19 protein-coding genes and 3 tRNA genes are annotated in these 16,104 nt (G+C 60.0%); 10 read left to right on the top strand and 12 right to left on the bottom strand.

All coding sequences use genetic code 11. The features are described from left to right. Positions 1 to 65 precede the first annotated feature (65 nt). The 3 genes from ACR0KM_RS12260 to ACR0KM_RS12250 all read left to right on the top strand — a co-directional run bounded on the left by ACR0KM_RS12260 (position 66) and on the right by ACR0KM_RS12250 (position 2,927). Positions 66 to 731: an NnrU family protein gene (locus ACR0KM_RS12260; RefSeq protein WP_480859940.1), complete on the top strand. Its 666-nt coding sequence runs from the start codon at positions 66 to 68 to the stop codon at positions 729 to 731. A gap of 71 nt (positions 732 to 802) precedes the next feature. Then, positions 803 to 1,327: a DUF2478 domain-containing protein gene (locus ACR0KM_RS12255; RefSeq protein WP_480859939.1), complete on the top strand. Its 525-nt coding sequence runs from the start codon at positions 803 to 805 to the stop codon at positions 1,325 to 1,327. A gap of 157 nt (positions 1,328 to 1,484) precedes the next feature. Then, positions 1,485 to 2,927: an ArnT family glycosyltransferase gene (locus ACR0KM_RS12250; protein ID WP_480859937.1), complete on the top strand. Its 1,443-nt coding sequence runs from the start codon at positions 1,485 to 1,487 to the stop codon at positions 2,925 to 2,927. 44 nt (positions 2,928 to 2,971) lie between these two features. Here ACR0KM_RS12250 and ACR0KM_RS12245 read toward each other — a convergent pair. Next, positions 2,972 to 3,055 (bottom strand) — tRNA-Tyr (locus tag ACR0KM_RS12245). A gap of 116 nt (positions 3,056 to 3,171) precedes the next feature. On the opposite strand from ACR0KM_RS12245, the gene rlmB reads away from it, so the two are divergent. The 3 genes from rlmB (at position 3,172) to ACR0KM_RS12230 (ending at position 5,446) form a co-directional block, all read left to right on the top strand. Next, positions 3,172 to 3,945, top strand: a complete 774-nt coding sequence (rlmB, locus tag ACR0KM_RS12240) for a 23S rRNA (guanosine(2251)-2'-O)-methyltransferase RlmB (protein WP_480859935.1) — start codon at positions 3,172 to 3,174, stop codon at positions 3,943 to 3,945. 376 nt (positions 3,946 to 4,321) lie between these two features. Next, positions 4,322 to 4,768: a YHS domain-containing (seleno)protein gene (locus ACR0KM_RS12235; RefSeq protein ID WP_480859933.1), complete on the top strand. Its 447-nt coding sequence runs from the start codon at positions 4,322 to 4,324 to the stop codon at positions 4,766 to 4,768. Positions 4,769 to 4,975: 207 nt separating this feature from the next. Beyond that, complete coding sequence (locus ACR0KM_RS12230; protein WP_480822737.1) at positions 4,976 to 5,446, top strand: CoA-binding protein; 471 nt, start codon at positions 4,976 to 4,978, stop codon at positions 5,444 to 5,446. Between the two features lie 3 nt (positions 5,447 to 5,449). Here the strand turns inward: ACR0KM_RS12230 and ACR0KM_RS12225 are convergent, their stop codons facing one another. From ACR0KM_RS12225 to hisF, 3 genes are all read right to left on the bottom strand, one after another. Further along, positions 5,450 to 6,016 (bottom strand): hypothetical protein, encoded by a 567-nt coding sequence (locus ACR0KM_RS12225; protein WP_480859931.1) that lies wholly within the window; start codon positions 6,014 to 6,016, stop codon positions 5,450 to 5,452. 74 nt (positions 6,017 to 6,090) lie between these two features. Further along, entirely contained in the window at positions 6,091 to 6,408 is a 318-nt protein-coding gene (locus tag ACR0KM_RS12220; protein WP_480859928.1) for a phosphoribosyl-ATP diphosphatase, read from the bottom strand. After that, complete coding sequence (hisF, locus tag ACR0KM_RS12215) at positions 6,405 to 7,166, bottom strand: imidazole glycerol phosphate synthase subunit HisF (protein ID WP_480859927.1); 762 nt, start codon at positions 7,164 to 7,166, stop codon at positions 6,405 to 6,407. The genes ACR0KM_RS12220 and hisF overlap by 4 nt, the downstream gene beginning before the upstream one ends. 174 nt (positions 7,167 to 7,340) lie before the next feature. Here hisF and ACR0KM_RS12210 point away from each other — a divergent pair, with 174 nt between their 5' ends. Beyond that, positions 7,341 to 7,733 carry a DUF302 domain-containing protein gene (locus ACR0KM_RS12210; RefSeq protein WP_480822730.1) on the top strand — a complete coding sequence of 131 codons (393 nt, stop codon included), beginning with the start codon at positions 7,341 to 7,343 and terminating at the stop codon, positions 7,731 to 7,733. A 1-nt stretch (position 7,734) separates the two neighbouring features. Here ACR0KM_RS12210 and hisA read toward each other — a convergent pair whose 3' ends face one another. Next, positions 7,735 to 8,454, bottom strand: coding sequence for a 1-(5-phosphoribosyl)-5-[(5-phosphoribosylamino)methylideneamino]imidazole-4-carboxamide isomerase (gene hisA, locus ACR0KM_RS12205; RefSeq protein ID WP_480859925.1), 720 nt, complete (start codon positions 8,452 to 8,454; stop codon positions 7,735 to 7,737). A gap of 134 nt (positions 8,455 to 8,588) precedes the next feature. Between hisA and ACR0KM_RS12200 the strand changes: the two genes are divergently transcribed. Next, positions 8,589 to 8,990, top strand: a complete 402-nt coding sequence (locus ACR0KM_RS12200; protein WP_480822728.1) for a DUF2147 domain-containing protein — start codon at positions 8,589 to 8,591, stop codon at positions 8,988 to 8,990. 3 nt (positions 8,991 to 8,993) lie between these two features. Here the strand turns inward: ACR0KM_RS12200 and hisH are convergent, their stop codons facing one another. Both hisH and hisB read right to left on the bottom strand, forming a co-directional pair. Then, positions 8,994 to 9,632, bottom strand: a complete 639-nt coding sequence (hisH, locus tag ACR0KM_RS12195) for an imidazole glycerol phosphate synthase subunit HisH (protein WP_480859923.1) — start codon at positions 9,630 to 9,632, stop codon at positions 8,994 to 8,996. Positions 9,633 to 9,690: 58 nt separating this feature from the next. Next, on the bottom strand, positions 9,691 to 10,278 hold the full coding sequence (gene hisB / locus ACR0KM_RS12190; protein ID WP_353008264.1) for an imidazoleglycerol-phosphate dehydratase HisB: 588 nt from the start codon (positions 10,276 to 10,278) through the stop codon (positions 9,691 to 9,693). Positions 10,279 to 10,432: 154 nt separating this feature from the next. Between hisB and ACR0KM_RS12185 the strand changes: the two genes are divergently transcribed. Next, the gene (locus ACR0KM_RS12185) at positions 10,433 to 10,672 is read left to right on the top strand and encodes an Lrp/AsnC family transcriptional regulator (protein ID WP_480822723.1); all 240 of its coding nucleotides are present in this window, start codon (positions 10,433 to 10,435) and stop codon (positions 10,670 to 10,672) included. Here ACR0KM_RS12185 and ACR0KM_RS12180 read toward each other — a convergent pair. From ACR0KM_RS12180 to ACR0KM_RS12170, 3 genes are all read right to left on the bottom strand, one after another. Further along, entirely contained in the window at positions 10,669 to 11,535 is an 867-nt protein-coding gene (locus ACR0KM_RS12180) for a GNAT family N-acetyltransferase (protein WP_480859921.1), read from the bottom strand. The genes ACR0KM_RS12185 and ACR0KM_RS12180 overlap by 4 nt on opposite strands. 83 nt (positions 11,536 to 11,618) lie before the next feature. Next, positions 11,619 to 11,693, bottom strand: a tRNA-Gly gene (locus ACR0KM_RS12175). Positions 11,694 to 11,726: 33 nt separating this feature from the next. Beyond that, positions 11,727 to 11,801, bottom strand: a tRNA-Gly gene (locus ACR0KM_RS12170). A gap of 148 nt (positions 11,802 to 11,949) precedes the next feature. Here ACR0KM_RS12170 and ACR0KM_RS12165 point away from each other — a divergent pair. Further along, positions 11,950 to 12,102 carry a hypothetical protein gene (locus tag ACR0KM_RS12165; RefSeq protein WP_480822719.1) on the top strand — a complete coding sequence of 51 codons (153 nt, stop codon included), beginning with the start codon at positions 11,950 to 11,952 and terminating at the stop codon, positions 12,100 to 12,102. Positions 12,103 to 12,110: 8 nt separating this feature from the next. Here the strand turns inward: ACR0KM_RS12165 and ACR0KM_RS12160 are convergent, their stop codons facing one another. Beyond that, positions 12,111 to 12,497 carry an MAPEG family protein gene (locus tag ACR0KM_RS12160; RefSeq protein WP_480822717.1) on the bottom strand — a complete coding sequence of 129 codons (387 nt, stop codon included), beginning with the start codon at positions 12,495 to 12,497 and terminating at the stop codon, positions 12,111 to 12,113. Between the two features lie 74 nt (positions 12,498 to 12,571). Continuing rightward, positions 12,572 to 16,009, bottom strand: coding sequence for a pyruvate carboxylase (locus tag ACR0KM_RS12155; RefSeq protein ID WP_480859919.1), 3,438 nt, complete (start codon positions 16,007 to 16,009; stop codon positions 12,572 to 12,574). Between the last annotated feature and the right edge of the window lie 95 nt (positions 16,010 to 16,104).

The raw sequence follows: 16,104 nt of genomic DNA, 5'->3' as shown, positions 1-16,104 counted from the left end.
GATTTCGGACAAAGACGGCAACGAGCCACAGGCCTAAACCGTGCGCAACACGTTCGGAGATATCCATGACCGGCTGGGGCCTATTCCTCGCAGCACTCGCCACGTTCCTGCTGAGCCACATGATCCCGGCCCGCCCGGCGGTGCGCGGCTGGCTGGTCGGCACGTTGGGCCGTGTTGGCTATTTCGCCACCTATTCGCTGGTCTCGCTGGCCGTACTGGGCTGGCTGATCATCGCCGCCGCCAACGCGCCCTACGTCGAGGTCATTCCACCGTTCACAATCTTCCGCTGGCTTCCGATGCTGATCATGCCCATCGTGTGTTGGCTGGCGATTGCGGGCCTGTCGATCCAGAACCCGTTTTCCTTCGGCGGGCTGGGGAACCGCCCTTTCGATCCTGACAAACCCGGCATCCTGCGTACCACCCGTCATCCGATCCTTGTGGCACTGATGCTGTGGGCCGTCGCGCATCTTCTGGCCAATGGCAGCCTGTCGCATGTCATCCTGTTTGGCCTCTTCGCAGGGTTCGCCGCGATGGGCATGGCCCTGATCGACCGCCGCACCGCGCGGCAGATGGGGTCAGAATGGCATCGCCTGTCCCGCAACACCGCGCGCCTGTCCCTGCGCCCGCCGCGTCCTTGGCCAAGGCTCTGGGTCTGGCTTGCAACCATCGCCGTCTGGGCGGCTCTCCTGTCCCTGCACGAAGCTGTGATCGGACTGTCCCCGCTGCCATAGGCGGGCAGAGTGGTCGAACCAGCAAACCCGTGCTATCTGAAACGTCGTAACCGAAGAACTGAGGTCCCAAAATGCACTTGGCCTATGTCACAACCACCGATCGCGGCGCAACCGACCGTCTGCTTAGCGCTTTTGCCGAGGCTCTGACCGATGCGGGCACTCCGCTGGCCGGCGTGGTGCAAACCAATACCGAATGCGCCGAAGGCTATAAATGCGACATGGACCTTAAGGTGCTGCCAACGGGCGAGACCATTCGCATCTCGCAATCGCTGGGCAAGAATGCGCGCGGCTGCCGACTGGACACGGGTGAGCTGGAGCGCGCAGTAGGACTGGTCACGCAATCGCTGGACGACGGCCCGCACCTGCTGATCATCAACAAGTTCGGCAAGCACGAGGCCGACGGCCGGGGTTTCCGCCCGCTCATCGCCGACGCGCTCGAGCGTGGGATTCCCGTATTGGTTGGCCTGAATCAACTGAACATCGAACGCTTCCAAGAGTTCGCGGGCGGTATGGCTGACGCGCTTGAACCCGACCTCGGCAGCCTGACCGATTGGATCGACAGTGCTGCGAAAAGCAGCGCACAACGCACAGCCTGAGTGCCGACCTGCATGGTTTGGAACCATGGCGCGCCAGCGCGTTGCAATGAAGGTGAAAACAACTGGACTTAGGCCACCGCTTCGGTGCTAGCTGCTTATAGCGAAGCACTTGGCGGTCCAGCGACGTTTCGGACCCGCCGAAAAGCCGGGGCGCGTTATGACCCAGTCCGGGGTGGGCCATTGTAACTTACAATCTACTGCTCGCCGCCGCGGGCAAGACCTGCTGGACAGTGATCGGTTCTGGTTGTTGCTCTTTGCAGCTTACTTCGCGGTTCATGTCGTCCTGAGGCTTGCCAGCGGCGGGGCGCTTGGCTTGGATGAGGCCGAGGTTTTTCTGGATGCAAGGCAGTTGGCCTGGGGGTACGGCCCGCAGTTGCCGCTTTATGCGTGGCTGCAATGGGTGGTGTTTCAGATCACGGGGCCGGGCCTTTTGGGCCTGTCGGTGTTGAAAAACGGAATATTGCTTGCCACCGTTTGTACGCTGTACCTGACCATGCGCACCCGGCAGACACCCCTCATGGCGGGGGTGGCGGTGCTATCCTTGCTGATGTTCTACCAGATCAGCTGGGAATCACAGCGGGCACTGACGCATACCGTGCTGGCCAATCTTTGCTCGGTCCTCAGCTTTGCGGCGATCTGGCACCTGATCCGCACCCCTTCGACCCGAGGCTATGTTCTGCTGGGCGTGACAATGGCGGCGGGCGGATTGTCGAAATACAACTATGCCATTGCAATTCTGGCGATGCTTCTTGCGGCGCTCTGTGATCCGGCAACGCGAAAGCCGTTTCTTTCGGCTCGGTTTTTGTTGTCGCTGGGGATTGCCGTTTTGCTGATGATGCCAACGCTGCTCTGGGTTTTGGGCAATCCAGACCTTGCGTTTGCGAGTGCCCGCAAGTTCGAGATGACGGATCAGGGGCTGTCCCTGCTGATCGCGGCGCAAGGCCTTGTCGAGCTGTTTGCGGCTGCCCTTGGGTTCGTGTCTTTGCTGTTGCTGGTGCTCGGAGCCCTTTGGTTGCTGTATCGCAAACAGGGGGTGCAAGCGGTTTCGGATGACCTGTTACGCTTTATGGTGCGCAGCCTGGTCTGGTCGCTGGCTCTGATGGTTGTGATCGTGGTTGCCAGTGGCAGCACCAATATCAAGGATCGGTGGCTTCAACCCGTTCTGATCTTTGCGGGCCCCGTATTTGCGCTGTGGGTGCTGCCGCGAACCGGAAAGCTTGGCATACGGCGCTTTTCCCAGATGAGCGCGGGTTTTGCGGCTCTGATCGCCGCAGCGATGCTGCATCACAATCTCGCCGGGGATGCCAAGCGCGCCGCCCCTTTTGCGGTTCTGACACCACAAATTCTAGCGCAAACCCCCGCAGGAACAACCATCATTGCTCAGAACTGGGTGGCAGGAAACATGGCTTATCTTGCCCCCGGTCGGCCGGTCCACGATGCCCTCCGCTCTCAGCCACCTGGCCCCGCGCTGAGGGTGTGGGAGGCAGATGGAAAGGCACCCAAGGATATTGATCAAACGCGTCAGGTTACTCTATCGGCCCCATACCGCTTTGATGAGAGCACCGTGATGTCGCTGTCTTTCGCGCCGGTTTCGGAATAGCGCAGATCGGGTCTGGCATGTCGAAAACCTGTGTCGGAAGAAGATGGTGGGCGACCCTGGAATCGAACCAGGCGTGCGTCTCCGCGAGGGAGTTACAGTCCCCTGCCACACCTTGCGGCCTGTCGCCCACTGTCAGGCGTTGCACCTGACGTGGAGGCGTGATTACTAGCGCGTCTAAAGGGCGTCAACAGGAAAATACCGCTTTGACGCAGGAAACCGAATTACCGGCCCGGAGGCCCGTCACATGAAAAAACCAAAGTGGGTCGTCGAGAAGGAACAGGCGCGCAAAGCTGCGGCGTCCGAGACCGTCTGGCTGTTCGGTCTGCACGCTGTTCGGGATGCCTTGATGAACCCCAAGCGGCAGAAGTTGCGCCTGATTGTGACCCGGAACGCCGGCGATAAGCTGACGGAAGCCATTGAATTTTCTGGGATCACGCCCGAGATGGCGGACCCGCGCAAGTTTACGGCCCCGATCGACCCCGGCTCGGTCCATCAGGGCGCAGCGCTTGAGGTCAAGCCGTTGGATTGGGGCGGGCTGGCCGAAAACTGTATCGGTCGGGAAAACCCGCGCGTGCTGCTGCTGGACCGGGTGACAGACCCGCATAATGTCGGGGCGATTCTGCGCTCGGCCGAAGTGCTTGGGGCAAGCGCGGTGATCGGCACCCGGCATCACGCGGCCCCCGAAACCGGGGCGCTGGCGAAAACCGCCAGTGGCGCGCTCGAGCGGCAACCCTACCTGCGCTTACGCAATCTCGCCGATACGATTGTCGAGCTTCAGGCCATGGGATTTCTGGTGCTGGGGCTGGACGGTGAGGCAGACGAGACCATCGAAACCGCCCTGCAGGGTAAAAAAGACCGCCCCGTCGCGCTGGTACTTGGTGCAGAGGGGCCGGGTCTGCGGCAAAAGACCAAAGAGACGGTGGATCAACTGGTCAAGATTGACGCGGCGGGGGGCTTTGGCTCGCTCAATGTCTCAAATGCTGCCGCAATTGCCCTATATGCATCACAGCCCAGATGACAGGAGGTTCTTATTTCCACCTCGCATAAAATCGCCACCTGCTGCTACTGCGGCACCCGCGCTGCGCTTGTCCTGCGGGGCAAGCAGCAGCACGAACTAAGCTGCGCCAGCTGCGGTGCGCCGCTGCATAACTTGAAGATGGTGCCAAAGGCCAAGCTGCCGGAAAGTCCCAAGCCCAGCTATAAGCCAGGGCGAAAACCTGCGAAATACAAGAAAAAGAAGAAGAGAAGCCTGTTCTCTCGCGTTTTGGACGAGGCGTGGGACGTTATAGAGGATGTATTTGACTAGCATCTGATCACATCGGCGTCATATGGGTTTCGGCGGCTGGCTTAAACAGGCATTTTAGACTCTTCAAATCTGAACCGATGAATCACCAATGCTGTCCCGACGCCTCTTTCTTTCCAGCCTGACCTGTTTTGCCCTCGCGCCTGTTGCCCATGCGCAGGAAAAAGCGATGTTCTACGCCGATGATGGGGTCGCGATATCCGGTTATGATGCCGTTTCGTATTTTCGCGACAAAGAGCCGGTGCAAGGCGACTCGAAGATCGCTTTGATCTGGAAGGGCACTCGCTGGCAATTTGCATCCGTGGAAAACCGCGACCGGTTCGAACAGAACCCACGCGCGTTTGCCCCGCAATTCGGCGGCTACTGCGCCTATGCGATGATGGCTGGAGAGCTGAGCAGCACCGACCCGCTGGCGTGGCAGATCGTGGACGGCAAGCTTTACCTTGCGCATTCAGCTGAGATTGAGCGGATTTGGCGCGAGAATGTAGCGCAAAATATCCGCCGGGCCGAGGTTCACTGGCCCGAGGTCCTCTACTAGAAAAGTGGCGAAGTTCCGCTTTTCGTGATCTGTCATCACAAAAATGCGCACCCCCTCTTTTTTTTAAAGAAGTCATGCTTAAATGTCACAGTGACCGCGGAATGGAACTGCCGCGGGTCATTTCACTGTCCCTCGTTCCAACACCTTGCGCCCAGGTTAATCACCTGGGCGCTTTTTTCTTTAGGCGCACAGGCCTAAGGTGCTGGCATGGCGGATTATAGCGATGATTTTCTGACCCAGATTCTGCGGCGCACCAAAGTGGTTGCGGTTGTTGGTGTGTCGATGGACCCGGTACGGCCCAGCTATTATGTTGCGCGCTATTTGTCTTTGAAGGGGTATACGGTGATACCGGTCAATCCCGGCCATGCGGGTAAACCGTTGTTTGGGCAGACTGTACGGGCGTCCCTGTCCGAGATTTCCGAACCGGTCGACATGGTCGATATTTTCCGCCGCTCTGAGGCTGTGCCGCCCATCGTTGACGAAGCCCTTGAGGCGTTTCCGGATCTTCGCACCATCTGGATGCAGATTGGCGTCGAACATGCCGAGGCGGCAGCCAAGGCGCAGGCGCGCGGTGTGGATGTGGTGATGAACCGCTGTCCCAAAATCGAATACCAGCGTTTATTCGGCGAGCTGCGGATGGGCGGGTTTGCAACCGGGATCATCTCGTCCAAGCTGTGACGATCAGTTGCCGGTGTAGGGCTTCAACTCGCCGTACTGCTCAACGCTTCGTTTGCGCATGACGACTTCGCGCGGAACCCAGTCGTATTTTGTGTCCTTGACCAGCGGTGACCAGAACAGCACGCCGCCATGACGCCATGGATCAAGCACTATGCCCTCGTACAGGCTTTGGCCCTTGCGGCTGATGATGGCGGTGCTGTGATCGATGCGAAACGGGTTGTCGGCATTTGCGATGGCCCGGTGCATTTCCAGCGTTTCGAACCCTTCCTGATCCAGCCGCCGCTCAATATCTTCGGCCCAATGCCAGCATAGGCCGCGGGGGCGCAGGCCCTTGTTAACCTTGGCATTGTGGATCAGCGGCGGGTCAGTGATCTCGTATTCCCGCGCCAGCTGCGCCGTATAGGCATAGGCAATATGCGCGGCCCGCGCCGCCTCTTCCGGGTCGATCTCAGGGTCGAGGCTTTGAATTTCGGTTGCCAGTCTCTGGACCTGATCGCCAGAGGATTGGGGTGGGGCACTGCAGGCCGCGAGCAAGAAAAGGACGGTTGCACAAATCAGTGCTCTGATCATTCGCATGCCCTTTAAATCATCTACAGCGCGTCCCCGAGTATAGCGGGCATGGGCTTTGCGCGGAACCCGTCGGCTCAGCTTTTGGGGCGGGCGGCCTTTTCGGCGATGCCGCTGAGGCCCTGACGGCGGGACAGTTCGGCCAGAACATCGTCCAGCGGCACCTCTCTTGCCGCCAGCATGACAAGCAGGTGATAGAGGACATCCGCGGCCTCGGATGTTAGGTTTTCCCTGTCACCCTTGGTCGCTTCGATGATGGCTTCGATGGCTTCTTCACCGAATTTCTCAGCGCATTTCTCGGGGCCTTTGGCCAACAGCTTTGCGGTCCAGCTGCTGTCGGGATCGGCGGTTTTGCGGGCCTCGATCGTGGTGGCCAGATCGTGCAGGATGCTCATGTCAGCCTCATCGGAATGCCTGCGGCGGCCATGTGCTCCTTGGCCTCGCGGATGGTGTATTCGCCGAAATGGAAGATCGAGGCGGCCAATACGGCGCTGGCACCGCCTTTGGTCACGCCCTCGACCAGATGGTCCAGACTGCCAACGCCACCACTGGCGATGACCGGAACGTCCACTGCATCGCTGATTGCGCGAGTCAAAGGCAGGTTGAAGCCCGCCTTGGTCCCATCCCGGTCCATCGAGGTCAGCAGGATTTCCCCTGCACCCTTGGCGACAACTGTTCTGGCGAATTCAACGGCATCGATACCTGTTGGTTTGCGCCCGCCATGGGTGAAAATCTCCCACTTTCCCGGGCTTACGGTTTTGGCGTCGATGGCGCAGACGATGCACTGGCTGCCGAACTGGTCTGCCGCCTCGGCGATAACATCCGGATTGGCGACGGCGGCCGAGTTAAAGCTGACCTTGTCTGCGCCTGCCAGCAGCAGCGCGCGTACATCATCCTTGGTCCGCACGCCGCCGCCCACGGTCAGAGGCACGAAACACTGCTCGGCTGTACGCTGGACCACATCGAACATGGTGCCGCGATTCTCATGCGTGGCGTGAATGTCCAGAAAACAGATCTCATCCGCACCGGCGGCATCATAGGCCTTGGCCGATTCCACCGGATCACCCGCGTCGCGCAGGCCAACGAAATTCACGCCCTTGACCACGCGGCCATCGGCAACATCAAGACAAGGAATAATGCGGGTTTTCAGCATGCGGCGTCCTTTGTTGAGGGCACCTCTACCGGCAAAGCCCTGCCGATGCCAGACTTGTGATTGTGATATGGCGCGAAGCTGTGGAAATTAGAGATGAAATTCACCAAAGGGAATATAACTATGCGACATCTTTTGCTGGCTTCACTTCTTACTTTCGGAGGCACCCTGTCCGCCATGGCAGACGACATCATCACCGTAAAAACCGACAAATCCGTGGCCGAGGCGCTGGACGCGCTTGAGGCTGCCGTGGGCAACGCTGGCGCCACCGTTTTTGCCCGCATCGATCATGCGGCTGGGGCCGAAAAGGTCGGCACGCCGATCCCGCCCAATCAGGTTCTGATCTTTGGCAACCCCGCGCTGGGCACGCCAGCCATGCAGATTGACCCGCGTGCGGGGCTGTTCCTGCCGCTGAAGGTGCAGGCCTATCAGGACGCCGACGGGCAGGTCTGGTTGATCTATGAGGACCCGAAAGAGACGATGGATGACTTCGACGATGTCGAAAATTCCCCGGTCATAGAGAAAATGCGCGGCGCTTTGGCGAAACTGACCGCCGCTGCCGCACAGTAACTCAGCTCAGGGCGCGAATGGCCTCAGCAAGGTCAATCGCGCCATCATAGAGCGCGCGACCCGAGATTGCGCCGTTCAGTTCAACCCCGCAATCGCGCAAGGCGATCAGGTCGTCCAGCGAACTGACGCCGCCCGATGCGATCACCGGGATTGAGACCGCCTGCGCAAGTGCCGCCGTAGCCTCGATATTCGGCCCCTGCATCGCGCCGTCGCGGTTGATATCTGTGTAGATGATCGCAGCGACGCCTGCGTCCTCGAAGCTGCGGGCCAGATCGGTAACCTGCACGTTGGTCTCTTCGGCCCAGCCCTTGGTGGCGACCATGCCGTTGCGGGCGTCGATTCCCACCGCAACCTTGCCGGGGAAGGCTTTGGCAGCCTCGCGTACCAGATCGGGGTTCTCGACGGCGACGGTGCCCAGTATCACGCGCGCCAGACCTTTCTCGATCCAGGTCTCGATCGTGGCCATGTCGCGGATGCCGCCGCCCAATTGTGCGGGTACGTTGCAGGCTTTCAGGATCGCCTCGACCGGGGCGGCGTTGACCGGCTCTCCTGCGAAGGCGCCGTTCAGGTCGACCAGATGCAGCCATTCGCAGCCCGCGTCGACGAAGGCGCGGGCCTGTGCGGCGGGGTCTTCGTTGAAGACCGTGGCCTGGTCCATCTCACCACGAAGCAGGCGCACGGCATTGCCGTCTTTCAGGTCGATAGCGGGGTAGAGGATCATGTCAGGCGGCCCTATATGTCAGTTATCCGCGCGGGATATCGCACAGGCGGGGCGGGGGATGCAACGCGACGCGGGGTCATTCTTGCCCGATAGCAATGGCCGGGTCAGACTGGCCGCGAAACAGGGAGAAATTCATGAAACGCACATTCATCGCAGCAGCGTCCTTGTCGGTTCTGTCCACCGTCGCTCTGGCCGATCCGGTCGACGGTTTGTGGAAGACCGAGCCCGGGGATGAGGGGAACTATCTTCACGTCTCGATCCAGCCCTGCGGCAGCGCGATTTGCGGAACCATCGACAGCGCGTTCGATGCGGCGGGCAATCAGTCACTGAACTACGAAAACCTCGGCAAGCAGATCATCTGGGACATGGTGCCCGAAGGCGATGGCAGTTATGGCGATGGCAAGATCTGGGCGCCGGACCGGGACAAGACCTACAACTCGAAAATGGCGCTGGACGGGCAGAACAAGCTGACCGTCAAAGGATGTGTTGCGGGTGGTCTAGTTTGTCGCGGGCAGACCTGGACACGCGTTCAGTAAACATCAGGGCGTCCAGGTCAGGAAGTTTCCGATCATGCGCAGGCCCACATCCTGGCTTTTCTCGGGGTGAAACTGCAATCCAAGCATCGTGTCGCGGCCAACGACGGCCGTGACCTCTTGTCCATAATCCACATAGGCCAGCCGCTGCGCCGGGTCGGTGACGCGGAAGTGATAGGAGTGGACGAAATAGGCGTGATCTCCGGATGCCACGCCATCAAAGACCGGGTGGCTGCTCTCCAGCACCAGATCGTTCCAGCCCATATGCGGCACCTTCAAGGTGCTGTCTGAGGGCTCAATCCGGACAACATCGCCAGTAATCCATCCCAGACCATCGGTTGCGGTGTATTCGTGGCCCTTCGAGGCCATCAGCTGCATCCCGACACAGATGCCCAGAAACGGGCGGCCTTTTTGTTCGACCACCTCAACCATCGCATCATAGATGCCTTTGTGGCCCCGAAGCTCGGCGGCGCAGGCGGGAAAGGCCCCGTCGCCGGGCAGCACCAGACGGTCGGCCCGCGCCACAACATCCGCGTCCGAGGTCACAACGACCTCACCCGCATCCACCTCGCGCGCCATGCGCTGAAACGCCTTCTCTGCCGAGTGCAAGTTGCCGCTCTCGTAATCAATGATGGCAGTCAGCATCTGAGTCCTTTCTGCGCGCAACTTGTCCGAAAACCGGTGCCCACTTTTCGGGTTGCGCTTACAGCGCGCCCTTGGTCGACGGAATCGCATCCGCCTTACGCGGGTCGGTTTCGACCGCATCGCGCAACGCGCGGGCGACGGCCTTGAATGCGGCCTCGGCGATGTGGTGGCTGTTGAACCCGTGCAGCTGATCGATATGCAGCGTTATGCCTCCATGGGTGCTGAGCGCCTGAAAAAACTCGCGCACCAGTTCGGTGTCGAATGTTCCAATCTTCTGGGTCGGCAGGTCCACGTTCCAGATCAGGAACGGACGCCCAGACAGGTCCAGCGCACAACGCACCTGTGCGTCATCCATCGGCAGGTGACACTCGCCATAACGCCGGATACCCTTTTTGTCGCCCAAGGCCTGCGTCAAGGCCTGACCCAGCGCGATTCCGGTATCCTCGACCGTATGGTGGTCGTCGATGTGGTAATCGCCCTTGGCGCGGATCGTCATGTCGATCAGCGAATGGCGCGCCAGCTGGTCCAGCATGTGGTCAAAGAACCCGACGCCGGTCTGGTTGTCATACTGGCCGGTGCCGTCAAGATTGACCTCGACCGAGATCTCGGTCTCGGCGGTCTGGCGGCTGATCTTTGCGCTGCGCATGGGCGAATTCCTTTTGCTACAGGGGCGCTTATAGACGCGGACGGGCGGCCTATCCAGACCGCTTTCAGCCTTCGCCGCAAACTGTTGCAGGGGATTGCGCCCGGACGCGCCCCGTGCCAGCCTGCGGACAACACGAACCAACAAGGCCTGGCCCATGTCCACCTGCGTTTTCATCCAAATCCGTTGCAAACCCGGCACCACCTATCAAGTGGCCGAAGACATCGCGCTGCGCGAAATCCACTCGGAACTCTACTCTACCAGCGGCGAATATGATCTGCTGTTGAAGCTCTATATCCCGGCGTCCGAGGATGTGGGCCACTTCATCAACGAAAACCTGCTGGTGATTCCCAATATCGAACGTTCGCTGACCACGATCACGTTCAAAGCGTTCTAGCCCAGCTCAAACGTGGTGACGCCAAAGATCCGGTTCAGATCGATATCCGGCTGATGATCCGAATACATCCGCGCGGTTTCAAATACCTTCTCAAGCCCTAGCGCATCCGCCAGCGCAAAGGCGGCGGCGTTGGGTTGCGGCATGTCGATGAAAACGTCCAGCAGTGCGTTTTCGTCAGGAATATCGGCAAGGACCGACACCAGCAGAGCCTGCGCAATCTCGGCAGTGTCGGCAAATAGCGGCCCGATCTTATACCCGCTTTGGCATGGGCGCAGCGTGACGTATCCTTTGATCTCGCCGTTTTCGGCAAATACGCGCGAGGTATGGCTAGGCGCGCTCAGCCAGTCGCGCAGAAACACATTGCGCGGGGCAGGGAACAATTGCCGGTCATAGGTGGCCAGATCGTCTGAAAGGTGGTTCAGGACCGCAACCTGCGCCACGGGTTGAGCGCCAAGTGCCGCCAAAATGCCGTGCTTGGTTCCGCCAAAGCGATAGTTGTTATAGGCAAAGGTGAAACCGGATTTGCGATAATTGTCCTGCTGCTCGACCACCCCATCCAGCCCCATGTTCCGACCGGTGCAATGGGCCAGCGCGTGCTGGGCGATCTCAAGACCATGCCCCGAGCCGCGAAACTCGGGTCTGACGATGTAGAACCCCAGAAATGAGAATGCGTCGTCATAATTCACCGCCGAGACCGAGGCGACCATCTCGCCATCCAGAAATCCGCCCAGAAACCCATCGGGGTCCGTCGGTCGAAAGCACTCCGCATCGTGGAAACCCGGATTCCACCCCTCGCGCCCCGCCCAATCGACAGCATGCTGAACTTCGGGGGCGGTGAGGGGGCGAATGACATAATCTGACATGCGGGTTGCCTTAAATACTGCGTTGCCACCAGCATGGCGCAAGCTCGGCAAAAGAACCAGCATGTTCGGGAAAGGTTGGTACCTGGAGCGGGCGAGGCGATTCGAACGCCCGACCCTAACCTTGGCAAGGTTATGCTCTACCCCTGAGCTACGCCCGCATCAGATACTATTTCGGTCCAAAGACCTCTCAATGGAGCGGGCGAGGCGATTCGAACGCCCGACCCTAACCTTGGCAAGGTTATGCTCTACCCCTGAGCTACGCCCGCGCCGTTGAGTGAGGAGGGATGTATAAAGTCCCACACGAGGCTGCAAGCGGAAAAACACAAAAACCCGCAAAAATCTTTCGACGGAATGTCGGCGCAGAGCCGTTAAACACCCATGGGTTTCGGCGAAACGAAGGGCAAGACGAACGAAATGGCACATATTGCAGATATTAAGGTGGCGGTTCTGGCGGTGCTGATTGTGCTGACCACGGTGTTCTGTGCCAAGACCGAAGATGAATTGGCAGAGGGACGACCAGCCCCCTCGGCCGCAGCATTGGTCAACACGCAGAGCCTCATGGGTTGAGCGTGCGGCTACAGGGCCAGCACGAGATTCGCCATCGCGGCGATCAGGATCGCGGTGAACGTCAGGACCATGCCGATCTGACGCAGAATCACGATCTGTGGACTGCGACCAAAGCCATAGGCATGAAGCAGGCGTCCTGCCAGCAGAGCCAGCCCCAGTAGGTGCAATGTCAGGCCAGTTGCGCCCTGCATCTCGACCATAAGGATAAGCAACAGGGCGAATGGCGTGTATTCCACAAAGTTGGAATGGGTGCGGATCGCCTTTAGCATGTCAGCATTGCCCCCATCCCCGTAAGAAATCTTGCCGCTGCGGCGCTGGTTGATCACCATAAAGCTGAGGGCAATATATAGCATCGCCAACACTGCAGCGTAGATTGGGGTGATGGACGGCATCATGCTTCCTCCGGTTCATAGATCAAAGGGCCGTCCGGTTCCCCGAACGGCCCATTTCAGTGTTGTAAGATAACCCGTTAGTCCAGTTCGACCAAAAGGTCCTTGGCGTCAATCTGGCCGCCGGGCTGGACGTGGACGGCCTTGACCACCGCATCGCGCTCGGCGTGGATGCCGGTTTCCATCTTCATCGCTTCGATGGTCAGCAACAGGTCGCCCTCTTTCACTTCTTGACCCGGCGAAACGGCGACTACCGCGACGACCCCGGGCATCGGTGCGCCCACGTGGTTGGGGTTGCCAACTTCGGCTTTGGGGCGCTGCGTGGTCGAGGCTTTGACCAGGCGGTTCGGCACCCGGATCACACGGGGCTGACCGTTAAGTTCGAAGAAGACGCGGACCTCGCCGTTTTCATCGGTCTCGCCGATCGCCTGACAGCGGATTTCCAGGGTCTTGCCGGGGTCAATCTCGGCGGTGATCTCTTCGCCCGGTTCCATGCCATAGAAGAACGTGCGCGTGGGCAAGGTGCGGACCGGGCCATAGGTCCGGTGGCGGCCCATATAGTCCAGGAAGACCTTGGGATACATCAGGTAGCCGTTCAGATCCTCATCATCGACCTCTTTGCCTTCCAGTTGCTTGGACAGTTCGGCGCGGGTGGCTTCAAGATCGACCGGCTCGACGTGTTTGCCGGGGCGCTCTGTGTTGGGCGTCTCGCCTTTCAGCGCCTTGTTGATGATCGCATCCGGAAACCCGCCCGGAGGCTGGCCCAGATTGCCACGCATCATGTCGATGACAGAGTCAGGGAACGCCACATCGGTGGCGGGGTTTTCCACATCATCACGGGTCAGGCCCTGGCTGACCATCATCAGCGCCATGTCGCCGACCACTTTCGATGATGGCGTCACCTTGACGATATCGCCGAACATCTGGTTCACATCAGCATACATCTGGGCAACCTCGTGCCAACGCTCCTCTAGCCCCAGAGAACGCGCCTGCGCCTTGAGGTTGGTGAACTGACCACCGGGCATCTCGTGCAGATAGACCTCGGACGCGGGGGCCTGCAGACTGGATTCAAAAGCCGCATACTGACCGCGCACCGCCTCGAAGTAGTCGCTGATTTCGCGGATCGCCTTGATGTCCAGCCCGGTGTCGCGCTCGGTATGGCGCAGCGCCTCTACCACGGTGCCCAATGTGGCCTGCGAGGTATTGCCGCTGAAGCTGTCCATCGCGCAGTCCACGGCGTCCACACCCGCCTCGGACGCGGCCAGAATGGTGGCGCTGGCGATACCGGCGGTATCGTGGGTGTGGAAGTGGATCGGCAGGCCAACCTCTTCCTTCAGTGTCCGGATCAGGATCTTGGCCGAGGCCGGCTTCAACAGACCCGCCATATCTTTCAGGCCCAGAATATGGGCGCCTGCATCGCGCAGCTCTTTCGCCATGCCGACATAGTATTTCAGGTCATATTTGGCGCGGTCCGGGTCCAGAATATCGCCCGTGTAGCAGACGGTGCCTTCGCAGACCTTGCCATTCTCGACGACCGCATCCATCGCCACGCGCATATTCTCGACCCAGTTCAGCGAGTCGAACACACGGAATACATCGATGCCCTTGGCGGCCTGACGCACGAATTCCTGCACGACGTTGTCGGGGTAGTTGGTATAGCCCACCCCATTGGCACCGCGCAGCAGCATCTGGGTCATCAGGTTCGGCATGGCACCGCGCAGCTCGCGCAGGCGTTGCCACGGGCATTCCTGCAGGAAGCGATAGGCCACATCAAACGTCGCACCGCCCCAGCACTCGACTGAGAGCAGCTGCGGTAGGTTCGCCGCGTAGGTCGGGGCGACCTTGATCATATCAATCGACCGCATCCGCGTGGCCAGCAGTGACTGGTGTCCGTCGCGCATGGTGGTATCGGTAATCAGCAGTTGACGCTGCGCTTTCATCCAGTCGGCGACGGCCTGAGGGCCCTTCTGCTCCAGCAGGTTGCGGGTGCCCATCTGTGGTTCCGCCTTCAGCGCAGGCGGGCGCGCCTCCTTCAGGTCAGGGCGCGGCATCGGACGGTCCTTGGTCTCGGGGTGACCGTTGACGGTGATGTCAGCGATATAGTTCAGAACCTTGGTGCCCCGGTCGCGGCGCTTTTTGAAACGGAACAGGTCTGGCGTCTCGTCGATGAACTTGGTGGTGTATTCATTCGACAGGAAGGTCGGGTGTTTCAGCAGGTTCTCAACAAAGGCGATGTTGGTGCTGACACCGCGCACGCGAAATTCCCGCAGCGCGCGGTCCATCCGCGCAATCGCTTTCTCGGGCGTGGGCGCCCAAGCAGTGACTTTTGTCAGCAGCGAGTCGTAATACCGCGTGATCACCCCGCCCGCATAGGCGGTGCCGCCATCCAGACGAATGCCCATTCCGGTTGCCGAGCGATAGGCGGTGATGCGCCCATAATCGGGGATGAAGTTGTTCAGCGGGTCCTCGGTTGTCACGCGGGTCTGCAGCGCGTGACCGTTCAGGCGGATATCGTCCTGGCTGGGCTTGCCGGTGGCCTCGGCCAGGGTCTTACCTTCGGCGATCAGAATCTGCGCCTGCACGATGTCGATTCCGGTGACCTCTTCGGTGACGGTGTGTTCGACCTGAACGCGCGGGTTTACCTCGATGAAGTAGAACTTGCCGGTGTTCATATCCATCAGGAATTCGACGGTCCCTGCGCATTCATAGTTCACATGGGCGCAGATGCGGCGACCCAACTCGCAGATTTCTGCGCGCTGTTCTTCGGTCAGATACGGGGCAGGGGCGCGTTCCACCACTTTTTGGTTGCGCCGTTGGACCGAGCAGTCGCGCTCATACAGATGATAAATCTCACCATGCTTGTCGCCGAGAATCTGAACCTCAACGTGGCGGGCGCGGGTGATCATCTTTTCCAGATAACCCTCGCCATTGCCAAAGGCGGCTTCGGCCTCGCGCCGGCCTTCCAGCACCTTTTCTTCCAGCTCGTCTTCGGACAGGATCGGGCGCATACCGCGCCCACCGCCGCCCCAGCTGGCTTTCAGCATCAGGGGATATCCGATTTCGGCGGCTTCTTTTTTGATGGCGGCCATATCGTCGCCCAGAACCTCGGTGGCCGGAATCACCGGCACATCCGCTGCAATCGCCACTTTCCGGGCGCTGGCCTTGTCCCCCAGCGCGCGCATGGTTTCGGCCTTGGGCCCGATGAAGGTGATGCCGTTCTGCACACAGGCATCCACGAAATCCGGGTTCTCGGACAGCAGACCATAACCGGGGTGGATCGCGTCGGCGCCGCATTCCTTGGCTACGCGGATGATCTCATCAATTGACAGATAGGCTGCGACCGGTCCCAGATCGGCCCCGATACGATACGCCTCGTCCGCCTTGAAGCGGTGGAGGCCCAGCTTGTCCTCCTCGGCGAAGACCGCGACGGTTTTCTTGCCCATCTCGTTGGCTGCCCGCATCACGCGGATCGCAATCTCGCCGCGGTTGGCGATCAGGATTTTCTTGAAGTCTGTCATTTCAGGTCCCGGTCTTTATAGGTGTGGCCTTGTGATTAGGCGGACAATAGGGCCACGTATATCTGTAGTTCTGGGTAGAACCGGCATGTTATCGC

The organism is Ruegeria sp. G10 (assembly GCF_056533645.1).
This window is presented reverse-complemented; position numbering and strand designations above follow the sequence as displayed.